The organism is Arcicella sp. GW821-FHT09D11, assembly GCF_059416265.1.
In genome coordinates this window covers 55,052-80,210 of record NZ_JBWKOV010000005.1, presented here as the reverse complement: position 1 = coordinate 80,210, position 25,159 = coordinate 55,052, and the positions used below count along the sequence as shown (strand labels likewise).

At 34.4% G+C, this 25,159-nt stretch carries 24 protein-coding genes; 19 read left to right on the top strand and 5 right to left on the bottom strand.

From position 1 onward, the window contains the following. Nucleotides 1-21: 21 nt before the first annotated feature. From AC07N0_RS15520 to AC07N0_RS15485, 8 genes are all read left to right on the top strand, one after another. On the top strand, nucleotides 22-1,272 hold the full coding sequence (locus AC07N0_RS15520; protein ID WP_494589890.1) for a hypothetical protein: 1,251 nt from the start codon (nucleotides 22-24) through the stop codon (nucleotides 1,270-1,272). An 83-nt stretch (nucleotides 1,273-1,355) separates the two neighbouring features. After that, nucleotides 1,356-2,399 (top strand): DUF6807 domain-containing protein, encoded by a 1,044-nt coding sequence (locus tag AC07N0_RS15515; RefSeq protein ID WP_494589889.1) that lies wholly within the window; start codon nucleotides 1,356-1,358, stop codon nucleotides 2,397-2,399. Between the two features lie 42 nt (nucleotides 2,400-2,441). Continuing rightward, complete coding sequence (locus AC07N0_RS15510) at nucleotides 2,442-3,107, top strand: CAP domain-containing protein (RefSeq protein WP_494589888.1); 666 nt, start codon at nucleotides 2,442-2,444, stop codon at nucleotides 3,105-3,107. A 134-nt stretch (nucleotides 3,108-3,241) separates the two neighbouring features. Then, on the top strand, nucleotides 3,242-4,669 hold the full coding sequence (locus AC07N0_RS15505; protein WP_492799441.1) for an MBL fold metallo-hydrolase RNA specificity domain-containing protein: 1,428 nt from the start codon (nucleotides 3,242-3,244) through the stop codon (nucleotides 4,667-4,669). A 164-nt stretch (nucleotides 4,670-4,833) separates the two neighbouring features. Next, nucleotides 4,834-5,787 (top strand): acetyl-CoA carboxylase carboxyltransferase subunit alpha, encoded by a 954-nt coding sequence (locus tag AC07N0_RS15500; protein WP_492799442.1) that lies wholly within the window; start codon nucleotides 4,834-4,836, stop codon nucleotides 5,785-5,787. Then, entirely contained in the window at nucleotides 5,784-6,404 is a 621-nt protein-coding gene (locus AC07N0_RS15495) for an HAD family hydrolase (RefSeq protein WP_494589886.1), read from the top strand. Before AC07N0_RS15500 ends, AC07N0_RS15495 begins: the two co-directional genes overlap by 4 nt. Continuing rightward, nucleotides 6,394-7,584: a site-2 protease family protein gene (locus AC07N0_RS15490; protein ID WP_494589885.1), complete on the top strand. Its 1,191-nt coding sequence runs from the start codon at nucleotides 6,394-6,396 to the stop codon at nucleotides 7,582-7,584. The genes AC07N0_RS15495 and AC07N0_RS15490 overlap by 11 nt, the downstream gene beginning before the upstream one ends. A gap of 84 nt (nucleotides 7,585-7,668) precedes the next feature. Then, on the top strand, nucleotides 7,669-8,226 hold the full coding sequence (locus AC07N0_RS15485) for a 1-acyl-sn-glycerol-3-phosphate acyltransferase (RefSeq protein ID WP_494589884.1): 558 nt from the start codon (nucleotides 7,669-7,671) through the stop codon (nucleotides 8,224-8,226). Nucleotides 8,227-8,258: 32 nt separating this feature from the next. On the opposite strand, the gene lpxB is transcribed toward AC07N0_RS15485, so the two are convergent. Beyond that, on the bottom strand, nucleotides 8,259-9,380 hold the full coding sequence (gene lpxB, locus AC07N0_RS15480; protein WP_494589883.1) for a lipid-A-disaccharide synthase: 1,122 nt from the start codon (nucleotides 9,378-9,380) through the stop codon (nucleotides 8,259-8,261). Between the two features lie 89 nt (nucleotides 9,381-9,469). Next, nucleotides 9,470-9,892, bottom strand: coding sequence for a 6-pyruvoyl trahydropterin synthase family protein (locus AC07N0_RS15475; RefSeq protein WP_492799447.1), 423 nt, complete (start codon nucleotides 9,890-9,892; stop codon nucleotides 9,470-9,472). A 352-nt stretch (nucleotides 9,893-10,244) separates the two neighbouring features. Here AC07N0_RS15475 and rfaD point away from each other — a divergent pair, with 352 nt between their 5' ends. Next, nucleotides 10,245-11,210, top strand: a complete 966-nt coding sequence (rfaD, locus tag AC07N0_RS15470) for an ADP-glyceromanno-heptose 6-epimerase (RefSeq protein WP_492799448.1) — start codon at nucleotides 10,245-10,247, stop codon at nucleotides 11,208-11,210. A 132-nt stretch (nucleotides 11,211-11,342) separates the two neighbouring features. On the opposite strand, the gene AC07N0_RS15465 is transcribed toward rfaD, so the two are convergent. Both AC07N0_RS15465 and AC07N0_RS15460 read right to left on the bottom strand, forming a co-directional pair. Then, nucleotides 11,343-12,353 carry a glycosyltransferase family 2 protein gene (locus AC07N0_RS15465; RefSeq protein ID WP_494589881.1) on the bottom strand — a complete coding sequence of 337 codons (1,011 nt, stop codon included), beginning with the start codon at nucleotides 12,351-12,353 and terminating at the stop codon, nucleotides 11,343-11,345. An 89-nt stretch (nucleotides 12,354-12,442) separates the two neighbouring features. Continuing rightward, entirely contained in the window at nucleotides 12,443-12,835 is a 393-nt protein-coding gene (locus AC07N0_RS15460; protein WP_494589880.1) for a hypothetical protein, read from the bottom strand. Nucleotides 12,836-13,052: 217 nt separating this feature from the next. Here AC07N0_RS15460 and AC07N0_RS15455 point away from each other — a divergent pair, with 217 nt between their 5' ends. The 4 genes from AC07N0_RS15455 (at nucleotide 13,053) to AC07N0_RS15440 (ending at nucleotide 16,328) form a co-directional block, all read left to right on the top strand. Further along, entirely contained in the window at nucleotides 13,053-13,856 is an 804-nt protein-coding gene (locus tag AC07N0_RS15455) for a Cof-type HAD-IIB family hydrolase (protein ID WP_494589879.1), read from the top strand. 393 nt (nucleotides 13,857-14,249) lie between these two features. After that, complete coding sequence (locus AC07N0_RS15450; RefSeq protein ID WP_494589877.1) at nucleotides 14,250-15,068, top strand: N-acetylmuramoyl-L-alanine amidase; 819 nt, start codon at nucleotides 14,250-14,252, stop codon at nucleotides 15,066-15,068. A 231-nt stretch (nucleotides 15,069-15,299) separates the two neighbouring features. Next, on the top strand, nucleotides 15,300-16,154 hold the full coding sequence (locus AC07N0_RS15445) for an SPFH domain-containing protein (RefSeq protein WP_494589876.1): 855 nt from the start codon (nucleotides 15,300-15,302) through the stop codon (nucleotides 16,152-16,154). Between the two features lie 3 nt (nucleotides 16,155-16,157). Next, nucleotides 16,158-16,328, top strand: a complete 171-nt coding sequence (locus tag AC07N0_RS15440; RefSeq protein ID WP_323252891.1) for a type II toxin-antitoxin system antitoxin — start codon at nucleotides 16,158-16,160, stop codon at nucleotides 16,326-16,328. Between the two features lie 50 nt (nucleotides 16,329-16,378). Here the strand turns inward: AC07N0_RS15440 and AC07N0_RS15435 are convergent, their stop codons facing one another. Then, nucleotides 16,379-17,548: an acetyltransferase domain-containing protein gene (locus AC07N0_RS15435; protein ID WP_494589875.1), complete on the bottom strand. Its 1,170-nt coding sequence runs from the start codon at nucleotides 17,546-17,548 to the stop codon at nucleotides 16,379-16,381. A gap of 355 nt (nucleotides 17,549-17,903) precedes the next feature. On the opposite strand from AC07N0_RS15435, the gene AC07N0_RS15430 reads away from it, so the two are divergent. The 6 genes from AC07N0_RS15430 to AC07N0_RS15405 all read left to right on the top strand — a co-directional run bounded on the left by AC07N0_RS15430 (nucleotide 17,904) and on the right by AC07N0_RS15405 (nucleotide 25,156). Further along, complete coding sequence (locus tag AC07N0_RS15430) at nucleotides 17,904-18,401, top strand: YMGG-like glycine zipper-containing protein (protein WP_492799455.1); 498 nt, start codon at nucleotides 17,904-17,906, stop codon at nucleotides 18,399-18,401. 105 nt (nucleotides 18,402-18,506) lie between these two features. Continuing rightward, nucleotides 18,507-18,884 (top strand): TY-Chap domain-containing protein, encoded by a 378-nt coding sequence (locus AC07N0_RS15425; RefSeq protein WP_494589874.1) that lies wholly within the window; start codon nucleotides 18,507-18,509, stop codon nucleotides 18,882-18,884. Between the two features lie 1,118 nt (nucleotides 18,885-20,002). Continuing rightward, on the top strand, nucleotides 20,003-20,704 hold the full coding sequence (locus tag AC07N0_RS15420) for an NUDIX hydrolase (protein ID WP_492799457.1): 702 nt from the start codon (nucleotides 20,003-20,005) through the stop codon (nucleotides 20,702-20,704). Nucleotides 20,705-20,818: 114 nt separating this feature from the next. Further along, nucleotides 20,819-22,465 carry a ribulokinase gene (locus AC07N0_RS15415; protein WP_494589873.1) on the top strand — a complete coding sequence of 549 codons (1,647 nt, stop codon included), beginning with the start codon at nucleotides 20,819-20,821 and terminating at the stop codon, nucleotides 22,463-22,465. A 257-nt stretch (nucleotides 22,466-22,722) separates the two neighbouring features. Further along, nucleotides 22,723-23,421 (top strand): L-ribulose-5-phosphate 4-epimerase, encoded by a 699-nt coding sequence (locus AC07N0_RS15410; protein WP_309916241.1) that lies wholly within the window; start codon nucleotides 22,723-22,725, stop codon nucleotides 23,419-23,421. A gap of 190 nt (nucleotides 23,422-23,611) precedes the next feature. Further along, nucleotides 23,612-25,156: an alpha-N-arabinofuranosidase gene (locus AC07N0_RS15405; RefSeq protein ID WP_492799459.1), complete on the top strand. Its 1,545-nt coding sequence runs from the start codon at nucleotides 23,612-23,614 to the stop codon at nucleotides 25,154-25,156. The last annotated feature ends 3 nt before the right edge of the window (nucleotides 25,157-25,159 follow it).

The window sequence follows — 25,159 nt, the reverse complement described above, 5'->3', positions numbered from 1 at the left end:
TCTCTAAATTTCATAGATAATATGATAGATATGACAACCTACGGAACGATTTATTTTAAAATTTTAATTTCATCAGGATTATGTTTTATAGCATTACTTGCTTTTAGATATCAACAAGATTTAGAAAAAATCTTTGATAAATTAAAAAGAGTTAATTCTTTTTTAATACTATCTATCTTATTTAGGATTATCCCCTTTATAATTGTTTATGTTATCTTAGATTTCAAGCCACAGTCGGATGTCATTATTTTTTGGAAATCAGCCCAAGAAGCCCTTGAATTAAAATTAGTATACCGTGACTTCGAGTCATTATATTCGCCATTATTTCCTTATATCACGGCCTTATTGCTTTTCCTTTGGGATTGTCCCGAAGCCGTCACGCTCTTGATGATAATTATTGAACTCCTTGCTCTTTGGATTACCGTGATTACTTTCTCTTCCAAAAACCAATCTACCGATTTATTCAAAACATTAATTTATTTATTACTCCCTGGTCCTTTTATTTTTTGTGTCATTGGCGGACAAGAAGATATTTGGATGTGGGGCTTTGCTTGTTTGATCATTTATTGTTGGAAAAAACAAAAAACAGATTTCATATTAGGTATTGTCACGGGGCTTGGCTTATTATGCACTAAAGCTTTTTTTGTGTTATTTATTCCGCTGATATTTTTTAAAGTAAGAGACAAAGTCAAATTCTTTCTTGGTAATTTAGTAATAGGCTTACCTGTGCTTATTTTCTTATTGTATTATGGTGGTAATTCATTCTTGATGCCTATCCGTTTGGCTCAAGAGCCTATGGCTCCCAATGCTTGGTCTATTGCAAATCCTTTCATTTGGCATCTTAACCTAAGTGATAATATCAAGATAATCAACTGGATTGGTCTTTTTGTCATCCTAGTATTTGCCCTGTGGCAGACTTATCTAAGCAGGAAATTAACCATTCAGGAATATATTCCTAAAATTTGGATAATTCTTTTTGGATTAATGATGGTCATACAAATCGGCTCGTATGCCAATTATGTTTTCATCTATTCTATGCCCTTGATTTTTGGCTTTAACTTTTTTAATCGTAAAAGATTTATCGTCATTACTTTCCTGATACAATTCATTGCTTCTTTCCAGCCTTCGTTATGGTTTAGAATTGGTAAACCATTTCTTCAATTCAAGGATTTCTCTGAGATACGCTTTACAATGGAATACTTTTTCGAAATTATTATATTTATCGGTGTATTGTATTGGCTGAATCTGGCCATGAAAAAACAGGAAATTTAAAGGTTGACAAGTATAAAAAATGACTTTTATGCTTTGAATATGTAAACACAATTTTAATGGTAAAAATCTCAAACAAAATACTAATGAAAAAAAACTTTTTATTGCTTTGTACACTTTTATTTGGCTATAATTTCGCAATGGCTCAACAAAAAAAAGATCAAATCAAACTTGTTGTTAAAGAAAATGAAAACAAAGTAGATGTATTAGTGGACGATAAACCTTTTACAGCTTACTTCTATCCAAGCGATGCCATTCTAAAAAAACCCGTATTGTTCCCAATCCTTACTTCAAAAGGAACTACTATTACGCGTGGATATCCTTTTGCTACCCGTCCCGGAGAAAGAGTTGACCATCCACACCATGTAGGGATGTGGCTTAATTATGAATCTGTCAATGGATTTGATTTCTGGAACAATTCTACCGCTATTAAAGACCGTTCGAAATATGGGACTATTAAGCATACTGGTATTGTATCAAGCAAAGGCGGAGCGGGCAAAGCAAATTTATCTGTAACAGCCGACTGGATTGATACAGATGGAAAGGGTGCTACGCTTTTGAAAGAAAAAACAACCTATGTTTTTCATGCAAAAGGTAACCAACGCATTATTGACAGAATTACAACATTGACTGCTCAAGACCAAGAAGTTGTTTTTAAAGATGTAAAAGATGGCTTTTTTGCCATCAGAGTTGCGCGTGAATTAGAACACCCTTCTGACAAACCTGATGTTTTTGTAGATGCAAGTGGTATTGAAACGAAAGTGGATAAATTGGATAACACAGGCATTACGGGTAATTATAGAAGCAGTGAAGGAATTGAAGGCGAGAACGTTTGGAGTACTAGAGGTAAGTGGACAAATTTAGCTGGTAAAATCAAAGATGAAGATATTTCTATTGCCATCATCGACCACCCTAAAAATGTAAACTATCCTACATTTTGGCATGCACGTGGCTATGGTCTTTTTGCGGCAAATCCATTAGGAGAGAAAGTTTTCAGTAAAGAAAAGAAAGAGTTGAACTATACGTTGGCACCGAAACAATCTGTTACTTTTCGCTATCGTACCGTAATCACTTCTGGAAAAGTTACTGACGCAACATTAAATAAATTAGCTACAGATTTTGCTAAATAAACTATAGTAGATACTTCATACGTTTTATAAATAAAAAAACGTATGAAGTATCTATTTTTAATATTATTCTGTGTTGTAAGCACTTCTTTTCAAACAGAATCTTCTCTTTATGAAGTCAATCCAAATGATTTCTTAAGCTCAGCAACAGTCAATCAACCCATTGATGCTAGAAATCCCAATGAAGAATTACTTGATGCTACGCTATTTCATATAAGTAATTTACAGCGAAAGAAATATCATCTCCCACTCTTTTCTCATTCTTCTGTACTACATCAAGTAGCATCTGAACATTCAGAAGCAATGATTAATAAGAATTTTTATAGCCACGAAGACCCTTCTAGCAGAAGCAACAGAACTTTTGCCAAAAGAATCATGAATAAAACTAGTGAGTTTTCACAAATGGCTGAAAATATTGCCGAGTTTGATATTATTCAATCGAAAGACGATATGTTTTGTCTTATTGAACCTAAAAGAAAGGGAGGTGATTTTCAATACATTGATTGTAAAACAGAAAAAACATTAACCATGCAAACTTATAAAGAGTTGGCGACTAATATTGTAAATGAATGGATGGATTCGCCTGGGCACCGTGCTAATTTGCTCAATAAGAATTATAAAGTGATGGGCTGTGCAATCAGATTAAGTAAAAATCCTTATAAATCACAGAATAGTCCTTTCAGCAGAATCACGCAAAATTTTGGGGGATAAAGTCCAGACAGACAAATACTTTCTGGATATTTTCTATTTTTCAGGAAATTCACCTATTTGAATTGAAGCTCTTTTTGGTATCTTTGTGAATTACACTAATTACCAACTAGGATTTAAAACATAAAATACATAGAATGAAATTAACTTTTTGGGGAGCTACGAGGCAGGTGACGGGTAGTATGTATTTACTTGAACTAGATGATGAATTTAAGATTCTGATTGATTGTGGAAGAAATATGGGTCGCGAAGTTGATTATTCACAACCAGTAAGTAATAAAGCATTTTTTCCATTCGAGGCCTCGCAAATAAATTTAGTTCTTCTTACACACGCACATATAGACCATTCTGGAAATATCCCCATGTTGTATCGTGAAGGTTATGAAGGGCAAGTACTTTGTACTTCTTCAACCGCCGATTTGACAAGCCTTTTGTTGTATGATGCAGCCAATCTGAACTTAAAAAAAGTAAAACAAGCAGAAGGAGATAGCAAAAAGAAGAAAAAGAAGATGGATAGGTTGCTCATCAAGGGCGATTTATATTTACAGAAAGACGTTGAAGATGCCATGAGTAACTTTGTTACACTTCAATTTCACAGACGATTCAGAATCGCCGATAATGCTTGGGTAACGTTTATTCCTGCTGGGCATTTATTGGGTGCGGCTCATATTATTATTGAAGTACAAGAAAATGGTGAGACGAAAAGTATCTGTTTTTCTGGTGATATCGGCAGAAAAGACTATCCTCTGCATATAGACCCTTCTACTGAAATTCCAGAGGTTGATTACTTATTATGCGAAACTACTTATGGGGGGAGATTACATGAAGACAAAAAAACACCCGAAGAAGCCTTAGCTGAAATTATCCAGCGTACTTGTATTGATATTCCGGGCAGATTAATCATTCCTGCTTTTTCTATCGGTAGAACGCAAGCATTGCTTTATACGTTGAATAGACTATATTCTGAGAAAGGATTTACGCCTATTAAAGTATTCAGTGATAGCCCTTTAGCGTATGCCTCTACCAAGGTTTATCAAAAAAATATCAAACAGCTGAATAAACAAGCCAGAGATTTTTATGAGGAAAATGATTCTTTATTTGATTTTGAAAATTTACAATATATTCAAAGCGAAAAATCAAGTAAGGCTATTTCTAATTATGCTGAGCCTTGTATTATTATTTCAGCTTCGGGAATGATTTCTGGAGGGCGAGTAGAACAACACATTGCTGCCAATATCAACAATGTATATTGTACTATTCTGTTGGTAGGCTATTCATCTGAAGGAACATTGGGATGGCGCTTGATGAACGGACAGAAGTCGCTGAAAATCAAAGATGTAGAATATCAAGTTTTAGCAAATGTTGAAAAAATTGATATTTTCTCGGGTCATGGAGACCAACAGGATTTAGTAAATTTTGTCAAGAAACAATCTCCTAAAAAGCTTAAAAAAGTATTTTTAATTCATGGAGAAGAAGATAGTATGAATACTTTCAAGACTTTGCTTGAAGACGAAGGATATTCAAATATTGAAATTCCAGAAATGGGACAAGAATATATTTTATAATAGATTAAAAGGCTGGTCAAATCTCAAAAATTTGGTCAGTCTTTTCTTTTAGGTTGATATTTGTCTAATTTTGCGTGAATATTTTTAAAACTTCAGTTTTATTCGCTGAATTTTACCTTTCTAAAATAGTCAACGGATAATTTAATAACCGTAAAAAACTAAATATGCGTACTTTACTAGATTTTGAAAAACCTATTGCCGAGCTTGAAGCTAAGTTAGCTGAAATGAAAAAATTGGCAATTGATAATAATGTAGATGTGTCTTTAGCGGCCTCACAGTTGGAAGCCAACATCGAAGAGCTAAAAAGAGAAACATTTACTAATCTAACTCGCTGGCAAAGAGTTCAACTTTCTCGTCATCCTGAACGCCCTTATACGTTAGACTATATCGAAAATATCTGTGATGAGTTTATCGAGATTTTCGGAGATAGAAATGTAGGTGATGATAAAGCGATGGTGGGTGGTTTTGGTAAAATTGGAGACCAAACAATTATGTTCATTGGTCAGCAAAAAGGGAAAAATACTAAGCAACGCCAATTACGTAATTTTGGAATGCCAAACCCAGAGGGCTATCGTAAAGCGTTACGCTTAATGAAAATGGCAGAGAAATTCGGCAAACCAATCGTTACTTTGATTGATACACCTGGTGCATTTCCCGGCTTAGAGGCAGAAGAACGCGGACAAGGAGAAGCCATTGCTAGAAACATTCGTGATATGTTTATGCTAAAGGTACCTGTCATCTGTATCATCATTGGCGAAGGTGCTTCTGGTGGGGCTTTAGGGATTGCGATTGGTGATAGAGTGTTGATGCTCGAAAACTCATGGTATTCTGTAATTTCTCCAGAAAACTGTTCAACTATTTTATGGAGAACATGGAATTTTAAAGAGCAAGCAGCCGAAGCATTGAAACCAACGGCTACGGATATGTTGAATAATGGTTTAGTAGATGGCATTATTCCAGAACCATTAGGCGGTGCACATCTTGACTATCCGACAATCAGTCAAACTGTAAAAGACGTGATACTTAAAACGATTTCTGAACTTCAAAACATTAGCCCTGCCGAAAGAATCAATCAAAGAATTGAGAAATTTGGCAACATGGGTGTATATAATCAGTGAAAAATATCATCTTCGACTTAGGAAACGTAATCATAGATATTGACTTTGAAAGAACATTTAAGGCTTTTACAGAGATTTCAGAAAATGTAAACTGGAAAGAAAGTGAAAGAATTTTGAAAGAAAAGCAAATTTGGTCTAGATACGAAAAAGGACATCTAAGCGATGCTGAATTCAGGGCAGAAATTAGAGAAGAGTTAAAAATCACGGCCAGTGACGAAGATATTGATAAGGCATTTTGTGCATTATTGATGGATATTGACCCTGCAAGGATTGAACTCCTCAAAAAATTAGCGACAAAATATCAAATTTATATTCTTTCTAATACCAGCAATATTCATTTTTTGGAAGTAGAAAGAATTTTAGAGCGCGCTACAGGCATCAAGCGTTTTAGTGATATTTTTCACCATGTTTTTCTTTCGTATGAAATGGAAAAGCTAAAACCTGAAGTGGACATCTACGAAGCGGTGTTAAGTCATGCTAATCTGATAGCTTCTGAAACCTTATTCTTGGATGACCTGTTAGTAAACTTAGAAGGAGCGGCTGCGATAGGGATTCAAACAAAGCAAATTGTTCCTCAAGAATTTACGATTTTAGATTTATTTTCAAATGAAGTATAAAACAGAGATTATCCAAGCGGTTCTTTTCATCGTTACTTTAATAACAACAACCTTGGCAGGTGCAGAAGCAATGACTGCCAAGGCTTTTTTCTTTTTTCCCGAACCTTATCTTCTACATTTTCCTGAAGACTTTTGGCAAGGCTTTCAATTCTCTATTCCATTTTTAGCATTCCTCACTTGCCACGAATTTGGACATTATTTTACGGCAAGGTATTATAATATCAAAACTTCCCTCCCCTATTATATTCCAATGTGGTTGAGTGTTCTAACGGACATAGGTATTGGAACATTGGGAGCTGTCATTCGCATCACTGGGAAAACACGTTCAAGAAAACAATATTTCGATATTGGCATTGCTGGCCCTTTAGCGGGTTTTGTTGTTGCCTTAGGCGTGTTATATTATGGGTTTACTCATTTGCCTCCCTTTGAACATATTTTCACTGTACATCCTGATTATCAACAGTTTGGGAGAAATTATCCTACAGAGGTAATGAAAATCCCTAAATTTATGAATAACCAATTAGTATTGGGGGATAATCTATTATTCAAATTCTTTAAAAACTACGTAGCAGACCCTGCTCTTTTACCTCCCAATTTTGAAATCATGCACTATCCGTTGATTTGGGCAGGATATTTAGCATTGTTTTTTACAGCCCTCAATTTATTCCCAATTGGTCAATTAGACGGCGGGCATATTCTTTACGGGTTAATAGGCAAAAAGAAATTTAATATTATCTCTCCGATTATTTTTATTGGGTTTGCTTTTTTTGCTGGATATGGAATGTTTACCATTGCCGACATTAAAAATATAGGGACAACAGGATACTATAAATCTGAATCTGATTTCTTTACATGGCTGTTGGGATATGTATTATTTTTGAGAATTTGTTTTTCAAGAATCTCAGAAAACCAACTTACCTCATGGGTATTAAGCTTAAGCGTTATCGTTGCACAATTTATATTGAGTTATATTCCGTCTTTGGCAAGCATTCAAGGATTTTCAGGTTTCTTTCCTTTTTTGTTTTTACTAGGCAGATTTTTGGGGATATATCATCCAGAAGTAGAAATAGATGAACCTTTAGATTTCAAACGACATTTATTAGGGTGGCTATCATTACTTATCTTTATCCTTTGTTTCACGCCATACCCATTTATGCAAATTGATTTTTCTGCTAAATAATTGACTATCGATATTGAATCAGTTAATTTCAGTAAGAAAAACGAAAGTCTGTTACACAAAACTTAATTTTCAATTCTCATTAAAATGTTTAATTTTTTATTCAAATTCCTTTTCAAGTTAGCAGGTTGGAAACTTGTTGGCGAATTTCCAAAATATATCAAAAAAAGTATTTTGATTGTAGCTCCACACGCAAAATCAGTCGATTTCCCTGTGGGAATTGGTGCTAGAGCTGCTATTGGTGTAAAAATGGGTTTTCTTGGGAAAAAAGAATTATTTGAAGGGCCATTTGGCTGGATGTTTTATTGGCTGGGTGGCTATCCCGTAGATCGTTCAAGCAATAATCAGGTCGTGAAAGCTGTTACTACTTTATATAATTCAAAAGAAGAATTACACCTTGTGATTGCGCCTGAGGGAACGAGAAAAGATGTTGATAAATTAAAAATGGGCTTTTACTTTATCGCTAAAAACGCTGACATACCCATTGTAATGATTGGTTTTGATTATTCCATCAAAGCAATTGTTATCAGCGAGCCTTTTTATACAACGGCTGACTCCCATGCCGATTTAAAGCAAATTGCTTTGTTTTTTGATAAGATTGGTGGGTATAAAAAAAGCTGGATAGGTAATTACTTAAAATATTAACAAAAAAGGCTTCACCAAGTGAAGCCTTTTTATTATAACTCTTGCGGTTGTTTTAAATAATTTACCATCAAAGCACCTGCTTTTTCAGAAGCTCCTTTGGTGCCGAGTAAATTTCTAATTTCTTCATAACCTTTTAATTGTTCTTCTCGGCTTTCTTTATTAACCGTTATTTTTGTCAATTCAGCCTGTAGGTTTTCTTTGGTCAAATCATATTGAAGTAATTCCGTCACTACTTTTCGTCCTGCAATTAAATTTACTAACGAAACAAATGGTACCCTAATCACTCGTTTATATACCTGATAGGCTGCCCAACCGCCACGATAACAAACTACTTGGGGAATATTAAACAAAGCGGTTTCAAGCGTTGCAGTGCCAGAAGTAACCAAAGCGGCATCAGCTACTGATAACAGATTATAGGCATCATCAACGACAATTTTTACAGGAAAAATAGATTGCCAACGAGCATACAACTCTTTAGGTAAATTAGACACCGCACCAATAACAAATTGATAATCAGGGAATAAATATACTTGTGTAAGCATTACCGATAACATTCCTTCAATCTCTTGCTTTCTACTGCCTGGCAACAAAGCGATGATAGGTTTCTGTCCTAGTCGTGCTTCTTTTCTAAAATCTTTCGCAGGCTGAAAGTCGGCAATGGCATCAAACAACGGGTTTCCTACATAATCCACATCATAATCATACTTTTTGAAAAAGTCTTTTTCAAAAGGGAAAATGACGAATAATTTATCTACATACTTTTTCAGGTTCAAGGCGCGCGACTGATTCCAAGCCCATACCTTTGGCGAAATATAATAGAATGTCTTGATGCCTTTTAATTTAGCAAATTTGGCAACACGCATATTAAAACCTGCGTAATCAATCAAGATAACCACATCGGGCTGAAAAGCTATAATATCTTTTTTACAAAAATTAAAGAAGCCAATAATCGTAGGAAGATTTTTTACGACCTCGAAAAATCCCATAAAGGCAAGGTCTTTGTAATGTTTTACAATTTCTGCCCCAGCGGCCTGCATCATATCACCTCCCCAAGCTCGGATTTCAGCATCATTGTCATGTTTACGAATACCTTTAATCAAATTCGAGCCGTGTAAATCTCCCGAACGTTCACCAGCGATGATATAATATTTCATTTGATTTTGGATTGCAGATTTCGGATTCCTGAATATTTTTGGTATGCTATTAATACCTACATCTTTAAATCCGACATTCAAAATAAGCGTTATTCTTCACCAAAATATTCTACAAAATTCTTTTGAGTTTCGTACAATTTTAAGCTATACAATTTAGCAGTAGACGAAGCTTCTAAAATTTTAGGGGCTAATATTTTCCAAATCTCCATGACAAAAATTTCACAACTTGCCATTTTGCCTTGCATAAAATCTACATCAAGATTAAGATTTTTATGATCAACTTTCTCTATGACTTCTTGTTTGATGATATCTCCTAACACCTTTAAATCAATTACAAAACCAGTATCAAGGTCGGGTTTGCCTTTTACGGTAACAATCAATTCAAAATTATGACCGTGCCAGTTTACATTAGCACAAGGACCAAAAACTTCACGATTCTTTTCCTCAGACCAGCTCAGGTTGTACAACCTGTGTGCTGCATTAAAATACTCTTTACGACTTACATAAACCATTGTTTTCAGTGTTTACAAGTGAAGGTATCCTTGGGAAAACAATAGCAATAGATACCTATAAATATGAATAGTCCGCAAAATTACGATGAATTTATTCTCAAAAAAATTAATTGTGCGAATATCCCGCTTTCCTGAATAAATTCAATTTCTAATATTAAGCATTTTTACTTATCGTTTTTGAACAAATTCAGTAAAGAACTTAATTATAAAAGTAAAAAACTCACACAAATCTTGGAAAGATTATATTTTTTCCAAAATCTGTGTATAGTTTAAATGGAAACTTAATTTTAATTTTGATAGTTTTTTAAATTTACCTAACACGTATAAATACAATTATTATAATTGCTACTCTATGATTATTGTTACGGGTGCCGCAGGATTTATTGGAAGTTGCCTGATTCAGCGTTTGAATCAAGATAATTTCAATTATATCATCGCCGTTGATGATTTTTCTGATGAACAGAAAAATAAAAATCTTGATGGTAAAAAAATTCAAGAAAGAGTGGACAGAGAACACTTTTTTGAATGGCTAGACGCAAATTATCAGGAAGTTGAGTTTTGTTTTCACATCGGTGCGAGAACAGATACTACTGAATTCAATGTTGATATTTTCAACAAATTGAATTTAAACTACTCAAAGAAAATCTGGAAGAAATGTCATGACTATCAAATCCCTTTAGTATATGCCTCATCAGCAGCTACTTATGGATTAGGTGAATTAGGTTATGATGACAATGAGTCTTTAATTCCTCAATTAAAGCCTTTGAATCCTTATGGAGAATCTAAGAATGATTTTGACATTTGGGCTTTAAAACAGGAAGAACAACCATTCTTTTGGGCTGGGTTGAAGTTCTTCAATGTGTATGGACCAAATGAATTTCATAAAGGTCGCATGGCTTCTGTTATTTGGCATACCTTCAACCAGATTAAAAATACTGGTATGATGAAATTATTCAAATCGCATAATGAAAACTATAAGGATGGAGAGCAAATGCGCGATTTTGTATATGTAAAAGACGTTGTAGAAGTATGTATTTATTTGATGCACCATCGTCGTAATTCTGGCGTTTATAACCTTGGCTCTGGCAATGCACGTACTTTCTTAGATTTGGTTAAAAATACATTCAAAGCCTTGGATGTTCCTGAAAATATTTCATTTATAGATACTCCTGAAGATATTAGAGATAAATATCAATATTTTACAGAAGCAAATATGTCGAAACTTCAATCAATAGGATATGATAAAAACTTTACAACATTAGAAGAGGGCGTGAATGATTATGTTCAAAATTATTTAGCTATCGAGCAATATTATTAGTAGCTGTTAGCTATCAGTTTTGAGCTATGAGCAATGAGTTAACAATAAATAAAAATTCCAAGTTGAAAATTCAACTTGGAATTTTTATTTGATAGTCTATGTAAAATATAAAACATCATTCACAAATCTTTCTTATGAGGGATACTCTATTTGTTCGCCTGTTTGTTTAAAGCCTTTATCTTCAAAGAGTTTTTTCCAACCTTCGCTCATAAAACCTACTCCATAGCCTATTAGCTGTACAAATACGGCAATAATACTAAGTAAGCCTACTTCAATACTTTTATTCTTAATCGTTGAATCAAGAAAGTTAAGCAATATATAAATGCCTAAAATTATGACTCCTAAGTAAAAGAAAGGCGTAAAAATAAAATACCACAATGGTATCGAGAAGCAACCCAGTGTAAAAGCCATCGGGAAAGTATGTACTAGTTTTAATTCTTTAGGGAAATATCGGCTGATATTGATGCGGGCTTTACCGAAAAATCTAAGCTGACGGTAGAATTGAACAAAACTGGTTCTTCGTTTATGATATATAAAAGCCTCTGAAATCAGACCAGACTTAAAGCCTAGCGAAATAGCCCTGATACTAAACTCGATATCTTCACCCATTCGGGTGATGATAAAGCCTTTTGTTTTTTCATAGACCTCTCTCGAAAGTCCCATGTTAAAACTTCGTGGATGAAAAGTACCTCCTAAATTCTTTTTACTTCCACGGATTCCTCCGGTAGTAAAAATAGAAGTCATAGAATAACTAATGGCTTTTTGAATGGGCGTAAAATTCGGATGGTCACGGTCGGGTCCACCATAGAGATCTAAATATTCAGTATTTAATTGGTTTTCAACGATTGATAAGTAATCATTTTCAATCAATGCATCTGAATCCAGAATGATAAAATATTCGCCTGTGGCTTTACTAAAACCAGTATTCCGAGCAAAGCCTTGTCCAGTATTTTGTTGGTAATAATAATGAATATCTAGCTTTTCTTTAAACGTTTTTACAACCTCCTCACATTTAGTAACCGAACCATCTTCAACAATCACTACTTCAAAATGAGTATATGTTTGCTTAACCAAACACTGGAGTAACTCCTCTACTTCATAAGGACGATTATAAACAGGAATAATAATAGAATATTTGCGCATCAGGGATTTTTAAATTTGAAGGCAAATTTCGTTGTTTTTACATACAATGTAACAAAATGTAATGAGTTTTATGGAGGAAAATATAAAACCTAAGGTTTTACTTCCCTAACTTCTTTCTCCTTCACAGTCATTTCCCAATCACCAAAGCTACCATATAAAACAAATGAGCCAAATCTAAATTTATCCACTAGTTCTGTACCTTCAGAAACAGAATCAAAAAACTCTTTATCTACGGGCAATTCAAACTCTACTGCATTGACAGCATCTTTGATGTGCTTCTTGATACTTAGCGAAAAATGGGATTGCTTCAACCGAATCTTTAAGATATACTTGGGAGCATTGGCAAAACCGTTCGCTTTCATCGCTTTTAACTGTTCAGATAGCACAGCATTTTCTTGTTTGAGGGCTTGTACTTCAGCATTATTGCCACATGATGTAAATAGTATTGTACCAATCAAAAATAGATAAATTGAGTTTTTCATGTTTGTTTAAAATAATTGAGTGAGTTAGCGAATGAGTGATTTAGTGATTAATCACTTTAACTCATTACTTGATATAACTTATTGATAACTATTAAACACTAAAATTGAATGCCAGTGTTTCTTGCATATTACTTAATGTCAGGAAACTATATAAACTTTTTTAGATAATGTAAGCTCATAAGTACTTGCGTTGTAATTTGCAGAAAAATCCTTACAAATGAAATATAAAATGCTGGTGTTAGATATGGACGACACCCTACTTTCTGATGAACATCTGATTTCTGATAAGAATAAAGAGATGATTCTAAAAGCCCAAGAAAAGGGTGTTTATGTGGTTTTAGCTTCTGGCAGACCCACTCCTGCGATGACAACTTATGCCAAAGATTTATCTTTAGATACCTATGGTTCTTATATATTGTCTTATAATGGTGGGGTGATTACAGATATGACGAATAATGAAGTATTATTCGAGCAAAGCATTAGTACCGAGCATATTCATGAGCTATATGACTTTAGTGTGGAAAATAATGTACACATTTTAGCATATCACGATGGGGCAATTATTACGGAATCAGAATCGGAATATATCGACTTAGAAGCTCGCCTTACTGGAATGCCCCTGCGTAAAGTAGCCAATTTTAAGGAGGCTATCACCGCTCCTTCTGTAAAATGCCTTATGCTTGAAGAACCTGAATACTTGGCGAGTGTAGGTACAAAATTAAAAGCCCAAATTAATCATAAAAGTATCACGACTTCTAAGCCTTTTTTCTTAGAAATCATGCAGAAAGGTATCGACAAGGCCGCTAGTTTAGCAAGATTGGCTGAAAGACTGAATATTCATGCTGATGAAATCATAGCGGTGGGTAATGCTAACAATGATTTATCAATGATTGAATACGCTGGACTAGGTGTGTGGGTTGATAATGTAACGCCTGAGATTCGCCATAAAGCTGATGTGATTGTAGCATCGAACAATGATAATGGAGTGGCTGAGGTCATTGAACGTTATATATTGAATTAAGTAAAAACTGAGAGTGATGAGTTAATAGCTTTTCATCGCTGCGGTTCAAAATATGGATATACGTTAACATCGTTCATTTTACATTTACGACTTAACAGCTTGATGAATTTGTGTCATACGATTCATCAAGCTGTTTTTTTTCTCCCCTCTCCTATTTTCCTAATTATTTCTTCTCAACAGTTCTACATACCCGTATCAAATTTTGCAAGGGAGGATACAGAACTACCGCTTAATAAAAATTAGGAGCAAAAATCTCTATTTTATTTGACCTGATTACGATAAATATATAGTTTTACTCAAAATTAAATCATTGATAATCAATGACAAACATCTTATAATACCTTCCTAAATCAATAATTATTTAAAAACCCTTTTCTCAAAACTGGCACGATTATGAAAATTCTAAGTCATTTACTTTATACTGATGATGGTAAGCAGGTAAGCTATCGTCCTACTCCTAACAAAGCAGGAAAATACACTCCTTCTTATTTGGTGATGCATTATACCGCAGCTACTAAAGCTTCGGGCTCTATTGCTTGGTTTCTGAATCCTACAGCCAAGGCTTCTGCTCATTTGGTGATTGATAGAGACGGTACGATTACGCAGTTTGCCCCTTTTAATATCATCACTTGGCATGCTGGTGTAAGTCAATGGAATGGCTTGAACGGACTAAATAGTTATTCAATAGGCATCGAGTTGGTAAACGGTGGTAAGTTAGCCAAACAAGGAGGTAAATGGGTTTGTCCCGTAGATAAAACCACTGTAGCTGACGATGATGTAATTATTGCCAAGCATAAAAATGAAACGTCTGAAAATGGATGGCAAGAATATTCAGAAAAACAATTGTCAGTAGCAATAGATGTTGCGACTTTGCTAGTAAAAACTTATCAGTTAAAAGATGTAATAGGTCATGAAGACATTGCTCCTTTTAGAAAAAGCGACCCAGGTCCCGCTTTTCCAATGGCAAGCTTTAAATCCAAAGCAATGGGCCGTAAAGATGCTACTTTGGATTTGTATAAGACGAGTACTAATGTAAATATACGGAAAGGAGCAGGAACACAGTTTGAAACCATTACAGATATGCTACCTACCAATACAAAAGTAACTGTATTGAAACGTGAAGGAACGTGGAGTTTTGTAGAAGTATTAGACACCGTTCATGGGCTAAATGATATAGAAGGCTGGGTAAGTTCGAAATATTTGGTTAAGTAAATAAGTAGTCATGGGTCAGAAACTGTGTTGTCGAAGATTTTGATTACAAATAAATCAAAAAAATTCATTAAAAACCTTCAAGAATCTTGAAGGTTTTTTTGTATCCCTACATTAATCTATGCTATCAACCACTCATACTATTTTCTTGATATTTAATACGATAACAACCATTTGTAAATAAAAATTATACTATTATTGTGATATCATTTTAATATCAAAATAATTACTTCTATGAACACTGAAAAAAATATTAATCCATTTAATGGATACGTTGCCCTTTTTGTTTTATTATTAAGTTTTGGGTTCTTGATTTTCGGAATTGTTTACAAACATCCATTCGATGCTACTCTGGCTTGTATTTTACTTTTATTGATAGCAAAAGGTTTTATTATTATTAGTCCGAACACTGCTAAGGTACTTTTGCTGTTTGGTAATTATAAAGGAACAATTAAGCAAAATGGTTTATTTTGGATTAACCCCTTTTATGCTCGTACAAGTTTGTCCATGAAAGCTCGAAACTTTGAAAGCGACAAGGTAAAAGTGAATGATAAAATGGGTAATCCCATTCTAATAAGTGTTATTTTAGTGTGGAAGGTAGAAGACACCTTTAAAGCTATTTTTGATGTCGATAACTATACTAGCTTTATTAAAATTCAAACAGATTCGGCTGTTAGAAAATTAGCAGGCTCTTTCCCTTACGATCATTTTGAGGACGAAATGGCAACAATAACGTTGAGTACCAACTTTGATGACATCAATAATGCCCTTGAAAACGAAGTAACGGAGAGATTAGAAATTGCAGGTATCAAAGTAATAGAGGCTAGAATTGCCTATTTAGCTTATGCTCCTGAAATTGCACATTCAATGTTAAGACGTCAACAAGCTTCTGCTGTCGTGGCGGCACGTCATAAAATTGTAGAAGGGGCTGTTGGTATGGTAGAAAGTGCGTTAACCTTATTAAGTGCTAAAAATATCATTACTTTTGATGAAGATAAGAAAGCTACGATGGTAAGTAATTTGATGGTGGTGTTATGTGGCGACAGCGAAACCAAGCCTGTAATTAATACAGGCACTTTAAATCAATAAGTTATGGCTGAAAAAAAATCTTTTGCCTTGCGAATAGATGCTGAAATGATGAAAGCCATTGAAAAATGGGCGGCAGATGAATTCAGAAGCGTGAATGGGCAAATTGAATGGATGTTGAACAAAAGCCTGAAAGATGCCAAAAGGATAAAAAACAAGGATAATTCGACAAATTAAACATTAAACTATAAGGGATAAAATCATGATGATTTTATCCCTTATAATTTTTATAAATAACGAAGCCACTTCTTGTCTGAATTATCCATTTTGTAATTGCCGTACCATTCACAAAGAGGATACATTACAATAACTACACTTATCCATACCAAATAAATGCCTGATAAATCAAGTCCCGATTTTCCTGTTGGTCTTCCAAAAGTGAAGGTTGCAAAATTCAACTCTTCCCACGTAAAACCTTGTATAAATAACAAAGCTATCATCAACCCATGGATTAGATACCAGTGAATGAGGTAGTAAAACAAAGGTACTTTACCATAAACTGAAATAATTTTCACAAACTTACCCTTTAGTCCCCCAACATAAGAAAGCACCACTATCATTACCCCCAACGTAAGAAAGGTGTATAAAAATGAAGGAGGGTATTTGCTTACATTGATAAACGATAGGAAAGTATAGGTAGGATTTTTCTGTACTGACCATTTGCTCAAATCTCCATATAAATTGCTGTATCTCACTACCGCAAAAATTACAAGCATTGATGCGCCTATTACCAATAAAGTTCTTTTCCTTTTTTGGAGAGGAAAATCAAAAATAAGTCCTGCTGCATAGCCCACTAGCATAATTCCAAACCAAGGAATAATTGGATATGAAACCACAAAGGTAAAATCTGGCATCAATGGAAATGCATTTAACGCAAAAAGATAAGTGGCAACAAACTTTAAATCAGGATTTTGGATAGCGGAAGGCAGTGGCGTTATTAAATCATGCGTTAGTATAATCAATAAGCCTAATATCCCAAGTACCTTGGCTGGTAGCCTCACTAAAATAGCTAACAATACAAACCCAAAACCAATGGCTGCAATTACTTGTGATAATATAATTCCAAAATTGACATCAAACCAAATTCCAAAGTTTACGATAGTGTATTCCAATAATATTAACCATAGCCCTCGGCTAAGTAAAAACCATTGGGTTTGTCCAATATTTTCTTTGTTCTTAAGAGAAATATACACCGAAGTGCCAGATAAAAAAACAAAGGTGGGAGCACAAAAATGAGTGATAAATCGAGTAAAAAACAGCAACGGAGTAGTTGTCACCAAATCTGTTGGGTTCTGAGTAATAGCATCTACGTGCATTAAATCCCTAACGTGATCTAACGCCATAATTACCATTACTAAACCTCTCATAAAGTCAATTGAATGTATACGCTTATTCATAAATTAAAATGTTTATTTTTAAATTTATGATAATTATTCTTTTAATCAAAAATGGAATAAATAAAAAATTTATCTGGTGTGTTAAGTTTACAATTAGATAACGATACTTTTATGATAATAAGTTTTAATCTCCTCGCTATTCTCTCAATCATTCTTTCAATTCTTCCTCACTGTTGGTCAAACAAATATTCATTTAGCTGTATACAATTTGTTAAATGTACCTTATTAAAAATCTAATACTGCTTTGTGGGATTTCTCCATTTTAGTGTAGATTTTTTTCCACAGTTGAGCATTAATCTAAATGGAACACTTTTTTCAAGGGTTTTAGTATATTAAAATCAAACAATTTATATTTATGAAAAAGGTACTAATTATTCTATCTGCTTTATTTATGATGGTTTCGTGTAATTCAACCTCTAAAACAGAAATAGAGCAAGCCAAACAAATGGCTATCGATTCGATACAAAATGTGGAGGCGCTTAAACTAGCTAAGCAAATGGCTATTGATTCTATGAAAATTCAGGCCGCTAAACAAGCAAGCATTGATTCTATAAAATATGTGACTGAATTAAAAAGCACAAAAAGCGTATCAAGCAAGGTTTCAGCAGGAGGACAAAAAACTACCACTGAGAGCGTGAGTACTACTAGTTCTTCAACAGTTGTGAAAAAGAAAAAAATGAGTGGTGCTGTTAAAGGAGCATTGATTGGTGCGGGTGTGGGTGCTGTGTCAGGTGCTGTTATTTCTAGAAATAATAAGCCTTTGAAAGGTGCATTAATCGGTGGAGTTATTGGTGCTGGCGTGGGTGCTGGTACAGGTGCTATTATAGATGCTAAAAACAAACCTAAAAATTAGCGGATAAATTTGTTATCAATAAAAAACGTCAAAGGTTTTCTAGGAAAGAAAAATCTTTGACGTTTTTTATTGTATTCGCTTTACCTTTGCAAAAAAACCATCCGCATGAATCAATCACTTATCAAAACAGCCATTAATAAAATACTTAAAGAAGGAGGCGATAGCAATTACTTTGTAATCAACATTACTAAAGATTATTATATTCAAGCTGCTAGTTCAAAAGGTGCAGAAGATGTGTTTTGTGAGGCTGTGTCCAATCAATATTTACCTCAAGCAAGTAAGCTGTCGAACGACCAATTAAATAAACTAAATGAAATCGGCTGGAAAAAGCCTACTGAAAGCAATGTTAATTTTTTTCTGGAACTTCCTGCCGACAATGATGTCGCTATTAATTTTTTAACAAACTTTTTAGCTTCGACTATTACAGCAGTTTATTCATCTGAAAATATCACTAAAGAATCTTTCGAATTTCATTTAGAATAATATTATTGATTTCTTAGAAAAGTTAAATTATTGTTTTAAAGAATAAGGCATTTTATATCTTCTCCTGTCAGCATTTTTCTACCCTCACCCAACTAAGTATTTATTCTTATTAATTTCTTAACCTGATATACAATTTATCGGGTTATTTTTGTCCTTTAATCTTTCTACTAAAAACTTCTACGTAAAATCGTGTTCAATTAACACTAATATATTAATATATATTCAAGATATATTAATATATCATAAATCTAATTATTGAAAAAAGATACCAGCTAATAAATTTTTGGTCATTTTAAGGCTTAAAAGCCAAAATTTAAGCATTTCGATATTGTAATTTTAAAAAAAATATTGAAATTAGCAGAAGTACAATTATGAAAAGGTAATAATTAACTTAAGATAAGTTGAGTATAAACCTTTGATTTTTAGACAAATTTGCGTCTAGTTTGTAATTTTTAATATCCTTAAAAACTACTATAAAGATATCATAAGTTAATTTATTATATTTTATTTTTGTATAACTAACCATTTATATTTAAACTTTTTTACTTGGGATTTGAACGTTGAATTCATTTTCCAAACCATTAACACACACGATAAATTATGACAAGCTTATTGAACAATCCGCTTGTATTGTCAGTATTGGCAATACTGGCTTTACAGGCTTTCTTTCTTTTGTTCTATTTTTTAAGAAAGACATCTGTTAACAAATGTCCTAGCTGTGGGAACTTGCACTGCGATAGAGTAAAGAGACCTTTTTATATTAAGATATTCCTATCTTACTTCTCAGACATAAAATACTATAATTGCCCTAGCTGTGGCTCTAAATTTTTCATTGTACAGTCCAAAGATAAAACCATTGATGAAAATCAAAAATTTCTAAAGGTTTAATCGCTAGTTTTAAATAAAAGTTATTAAATAGTAAATCTCTTCATATATCAGGTGCTTGTTAGCAGTATTGATGTATGAAGAGATTTTCTTTTGGTCACAAAAAAAAAGTTTCAACCCTAATTTTTTATAAATCAATTTCTTAACTTTAAGAAATTATTTTCTTTTTAAAAGAATTTGTTGTATTAAATAAATTGTGTTACATTTACACAATCTATTTCAATACAACAAGAATGCTTCAAAAATACACACATGATACTAGGATTCTCTTAGCCATCGACTGCATAATTTTCGGCTTTGATGGTGAAGAATTAAAATTACTCTTGATTAAACGAAACTTTGACCCTGAAAAAGGAAAATGGTCGTTGATGGGAGGATTTTTGAATGAAACCGAAGATTTGGAAGAAGGAGCAAAAAGAGTATTGAATGAATTAACTGGGCTTGAAAATGTATACATGGAACAACTTCAAGCTTTCGGCGAAATCACGCGTGATCCAGTAGAACGCACTGTTTCTGTCAGTTTTTTTGCCTTGATTAATATTCATGCCCACGACTCTGAACTATCACGTTCGATGAATGGATATTGGTTCAATTTTAAAGACAAACCTGATTTAATTTTTGATCATAACAAAATGGTTAATATGGCGCTTTCTCAGTTACGCTACAAAGCTGCCTTACATCCACTTGGTTTTGAGTTATTACCTGAAAAATTCACGATTCCTCAATTACAAAAACTGTATGAGGCTATTTATGATATGAATCTTGACCGTAGAAATTTTAGCAGAAAAATCATTTCTACAGGTTTATTAATTGATACAGGTGAAAAAAACGAAAATTCTGCGACCAAAAAAGCAATGCTTTACCAACTTGACGCCGAAAAATATAAAAACAATTTCAACGATTTCCACAACTTTATTTCTGACTTTAAATGGTAAAATGATTTGAAAAATTGATGATATTATTCAATCATCTTGTCAGTCCATTACATAAATATTTTTTAATAACTTTTATTACAATTGTGTCATGATGACACGAAAATTATTTAACCAATGAAAAACCAATACGTCATCGGTGTTGATTATGGAACAGACTCTGTTCGTTCAGTATTAATTGATACTTCAAACGGTAAAGAAATTAGCCAATCTGTTTTTTATTATCCAAGATGGAAAGCTGGGAAATATTGTATTCCTGCTAAAAACCAGTTCCGCCAACATCCTTTAGATTATCTTGAAGGCTTAGAAAGCACCATTAAAGATTGTTTAGCAAAAGCACCACAGGTAAATCCTGCATCAGTAAAGGGTATTTCAGTGGATACTACTGGCTCTACGCCTGTTGCGGTTGACAAAACTGGTACTCCTTTAGCATTAACAGCGGGGTTTGAAGAAAACCCAAATGCAATGTTTGTACTTTGGAAAGACCATACTTCGGTGAACGAAGCGGCTGAAATCAATCAGGTTTCTCGTACTTGGGGTGGGGTTGATTACACGCAATTTGAAGGTGGAATCTATTCATCTGAATGGTTTTGGGCAAAAATTTTACACATTACTCGTGAAGATGATAGCATTGCAACATCTGCCTATTCGTGGATGGAACATTGCGACTGGATTCCTGCTGTATTAATTGGTAGTGATGATGTTGATGCTGTAAAGAGAAGTCGTTGTGCGGCTGGGCATAAGGCGATGTGGCATGAGTCGTGGGGAGGCTTACCTTCAGAAGAATATTTGGGAAAATTTGATAGTCGTTTGGCAGCATTGCGTTCACGACTATTTGAAGATACTTATACAGCCGATGTTTCAATGGGCAATTTATGCCAAGCTTGGGCTGATAAATTAGGCTTAACGACCGATACCATCATTTCTGTAGGAACTTTTGATGCACACGCTGGTGCGGTAGGTGTTGAAATTGAATCTGCTACGTTGGTAAAAGTAATGGGTACTTCCACTTGCGATATGATGGTTGCTCCTTTTGACGAAATTGGTGACAAACTAGTTCGTGGTATTTGTGGTCAGGTAGATGGTTCTATTATTCCAGGGATGTTGGGCTTAGAAGCAGGACAATCTGCTTTTGGTGACTTATTGGCTTGGTTTAAAAACCTAACGATGTGGTCGGTACAAAACGCTGATATTGCACCAGAAATTAAGCAACAAATTGAAGATTCTATCATTGTAAGTCTTTCAAAAGCAGCGGCGGCGATACCAATTTCTGAAAAGAACGTTGTTGCCTTAGACTGGGTAAATGGTAGAAGAACACCTGATGCTAACCAAGCGTTGAAAGGTGCCATTATGGGCTTGGGCATGGGTTCTGATGCTCCTGCTATTTTCCGTGCGATGGTCGAGGCTATTTGCTTTGGTTCTAAAGCGATTGTTGATCGTTTTAAAAATGAAGGTGTTGACATCAAACAAATTGTAGGTATGGGTGGTGTGGCTAAAAAATCTGATTTTGTGATGCAAACGCTTGCTGATGTATTAGATATGCCTGTTAAAATCGCTACTTCTGAACAAGCGCCTGCTTTGGGTGCTGCTATGTATGCCGCCGTTGCGGCGGGCATTCATCCAGATGTAAACACTGCTGTTTCGGCGATGGGTAACGGTTTTGATAAAACTTATTTCCCTATTACTGAAAACGTTGCGCTGTATGCAAAGCTTTATCAAAAATACGAAGCTTTAGGAGCTTTTGTTGAATCGCAGACAGTTTAATTTTGGGACTTTAGGACTGGAGGACTTTAAGACGTTAGACTGATAGACTTTAGGACTGGAGGACTTTAAGACGTTAGACTGATAGACTTTAGACTTTAGGACTGGAGGACTTTAAGACGTTAGAGTGATAGACTTTAGACGCTAGACACAAGATTTGAAGACTTGAAGATAAAATAAATAAAAAGTAGAATTTTGAGATAGAAGGAATTGTGAGTCTTATGTATTCAAAACTCACAATTCACAACTTATAATTAATCATGTATCAAGACATTAAACAAGCCTGTTTTGAGGCAAATATGCAACTTCCTAAATTGGGTTTGGTTGTATTTACTTTCGGAAATGTAAGTGTTGTAGATAGAGAAAAAGGTGTTTTTGCTATTAAACCTAGTGGCGTACCTTACGAATCTCTACAGGCTGACCAAATCGTAATTTGCGATTTTGATGCTAAAGTAGTAGAAGGTACTTTCCGTCCTTCTTCTGATACTAAAACTCATGCAGTATTGTATAAGCATTGGACTGAAATCGGTTCTATTGTTCATACGCACTCTACTTATGCTACTTCATTCGCACAGGCTCAGATGGATATTCCTATTTTAGGGACTACTCATGCCGACCATTTGACGGTGGATGTACCATGCGCTCCGCCTATGAGTGATGAAATGATTAAAGGAGATTATGAATATGAAACGGGTTTTCAAATCATGAATCATTTTGAGAAAAAGGGTTTTTCTTATAAAGAAGTAGAAATGGTTCTTTTGGGAAATCATGCTCCTTTTACATGGGGTAAAAACGCCGAAAAAGCTGTTTATAATGCTGGTGTTTTAGAAGCAGTTGCCCAGATGGCTTACCTTACTTGTACGTTGAACCCACGAGTAAATCGTTTGAAAGATACCTTAATTGAAAAGCATTACGAACGTAAACATGGTGTAAGTGCCTATTACGGACAAGGATGTTAATTAGTGAGGAGTTTTGAGTGCGGAATATAGAGTCATTTACGATAAGTACTCAATCACAAACAAGTAATTCTTTTTTTCAAATAGGTAATAAAAGGAATTTTTAAGGGTGATTGCAAAAAAAACAATCACTAACTCACAATTCACTCATTCACAATTATATATTATTCCAATTAAATCCTCAAAAAACTCGATGAAAAAACAACTATTGGCAGTGGCATGTTTAGGGCTTTCTTTCTTAGGAAATGCTCAAAATACAGCGACATTGCAAGCTGATTCAGGTAAAGTTACTATTAACAAGCACATCTACGGGCATTTTGCAGAACATTTAGGTACGTGTATCTACGGTGGTTTTTATGTGGGTGAAAACAACACAAAAATCCCGAATAAAGATGGTGTAAGATTAGACATTATTGATGCGCTTAAAAAATTAAAAATTCCTAACCTACGTTGGCCAGGTGGTTGTTTTGCTGATACTTATCACTGGAAAGATGGTATTGGACCAAAAGCTCAACGTCCAGCGATGGTTAATACTTGGTGGGGGGGTGTTACTGAAGATAATTCTTTTGGTACACACGATTTCTTAAATATGTGCGAGCTATTAGGTACTGAACCATATATTTCGGGTAATGTAGGTAGTGGAACTGTACAAGAATTGAAAGACTGGACTCAGTATATAAACTTGGGTGCTGGCACTAGTCCGATGTCAAAATTGCGTGAGCAAAATGGTCGTGAAAAACCTTGGAATGTTTCAATCTGGGGAGTAGGTAATGAAGCTTGGGGTTGCGGTGGAAACATGACAGCCGAATATTATGCTAACATCTATCGTCAGTATGCTACTTTCATGGCAGGAGCAGATAAAAAAGGACTTTTCAGAGTAGCTTCTGGTGCAAGTGATGCAGATTATAAATGGACAGAAACGTTGATGAAAAACATTCCTCATCAAATGCTTGAAGGTGTAGCCATTCACCATTATTCAGTTTTAAGCTGGGGCGAAGGTAAAAAAACTTCTGCTACAGAATATACGGATAAAGAGTATTTCAAAACAATGCAACAAGCTTTGTTGATGGATGAATTGGTAACAAAACATTCAGCAGTAATGGACAAGTACGACCCTAAAAAGAAAGTTGCTTTAGTAGTTGACGAATGGGGCGGTTGGTACAATGTAGAAAATGGCACAAATCCGGGTTTCTTGTTTCAACAAAATACCATGAGAGATGCCATGATTGCAGGTGCAACTTTGAATATTTTCAATAACCATGCTGACCGTATTAGAATGGCGAATTTAGCACAGGTAGTAAACGTTTTGCAGGCAGTTATCCTTACGAAAGAAGAGAAAATGATCCTCACTCCTACTTACCACGTAATGGAAATGTACAATGTTCACCAAGATGCTACTTTGCTTCCAATCAAAGTAAAAACTAACGACTTTGTATTTGAAGGAGAAAAATTACCAGCGGTTTCGGTTTCGGCTTCAAAAGATGCTAAAGGTTTAACACACATCTCTTTAACAAATGTTGACCCTAAAAATCCTCAAGAAATCACTATTGATTTAAAAGGTGCTAAATACGTTTCTGTTTCAGGAAGAATTTTAGCTGCTGAAAAATTAAGAGACTTCAATTCATTTGAAAATCCTAATAAAATTCAACCAAAGGCATTTTCAGGAGCAACGATTTCGGGTAATCAATTAAAAGTAAAATTACCAGCGTTTTCAGTAGCTGTTTTGGAATTAAAATAATTA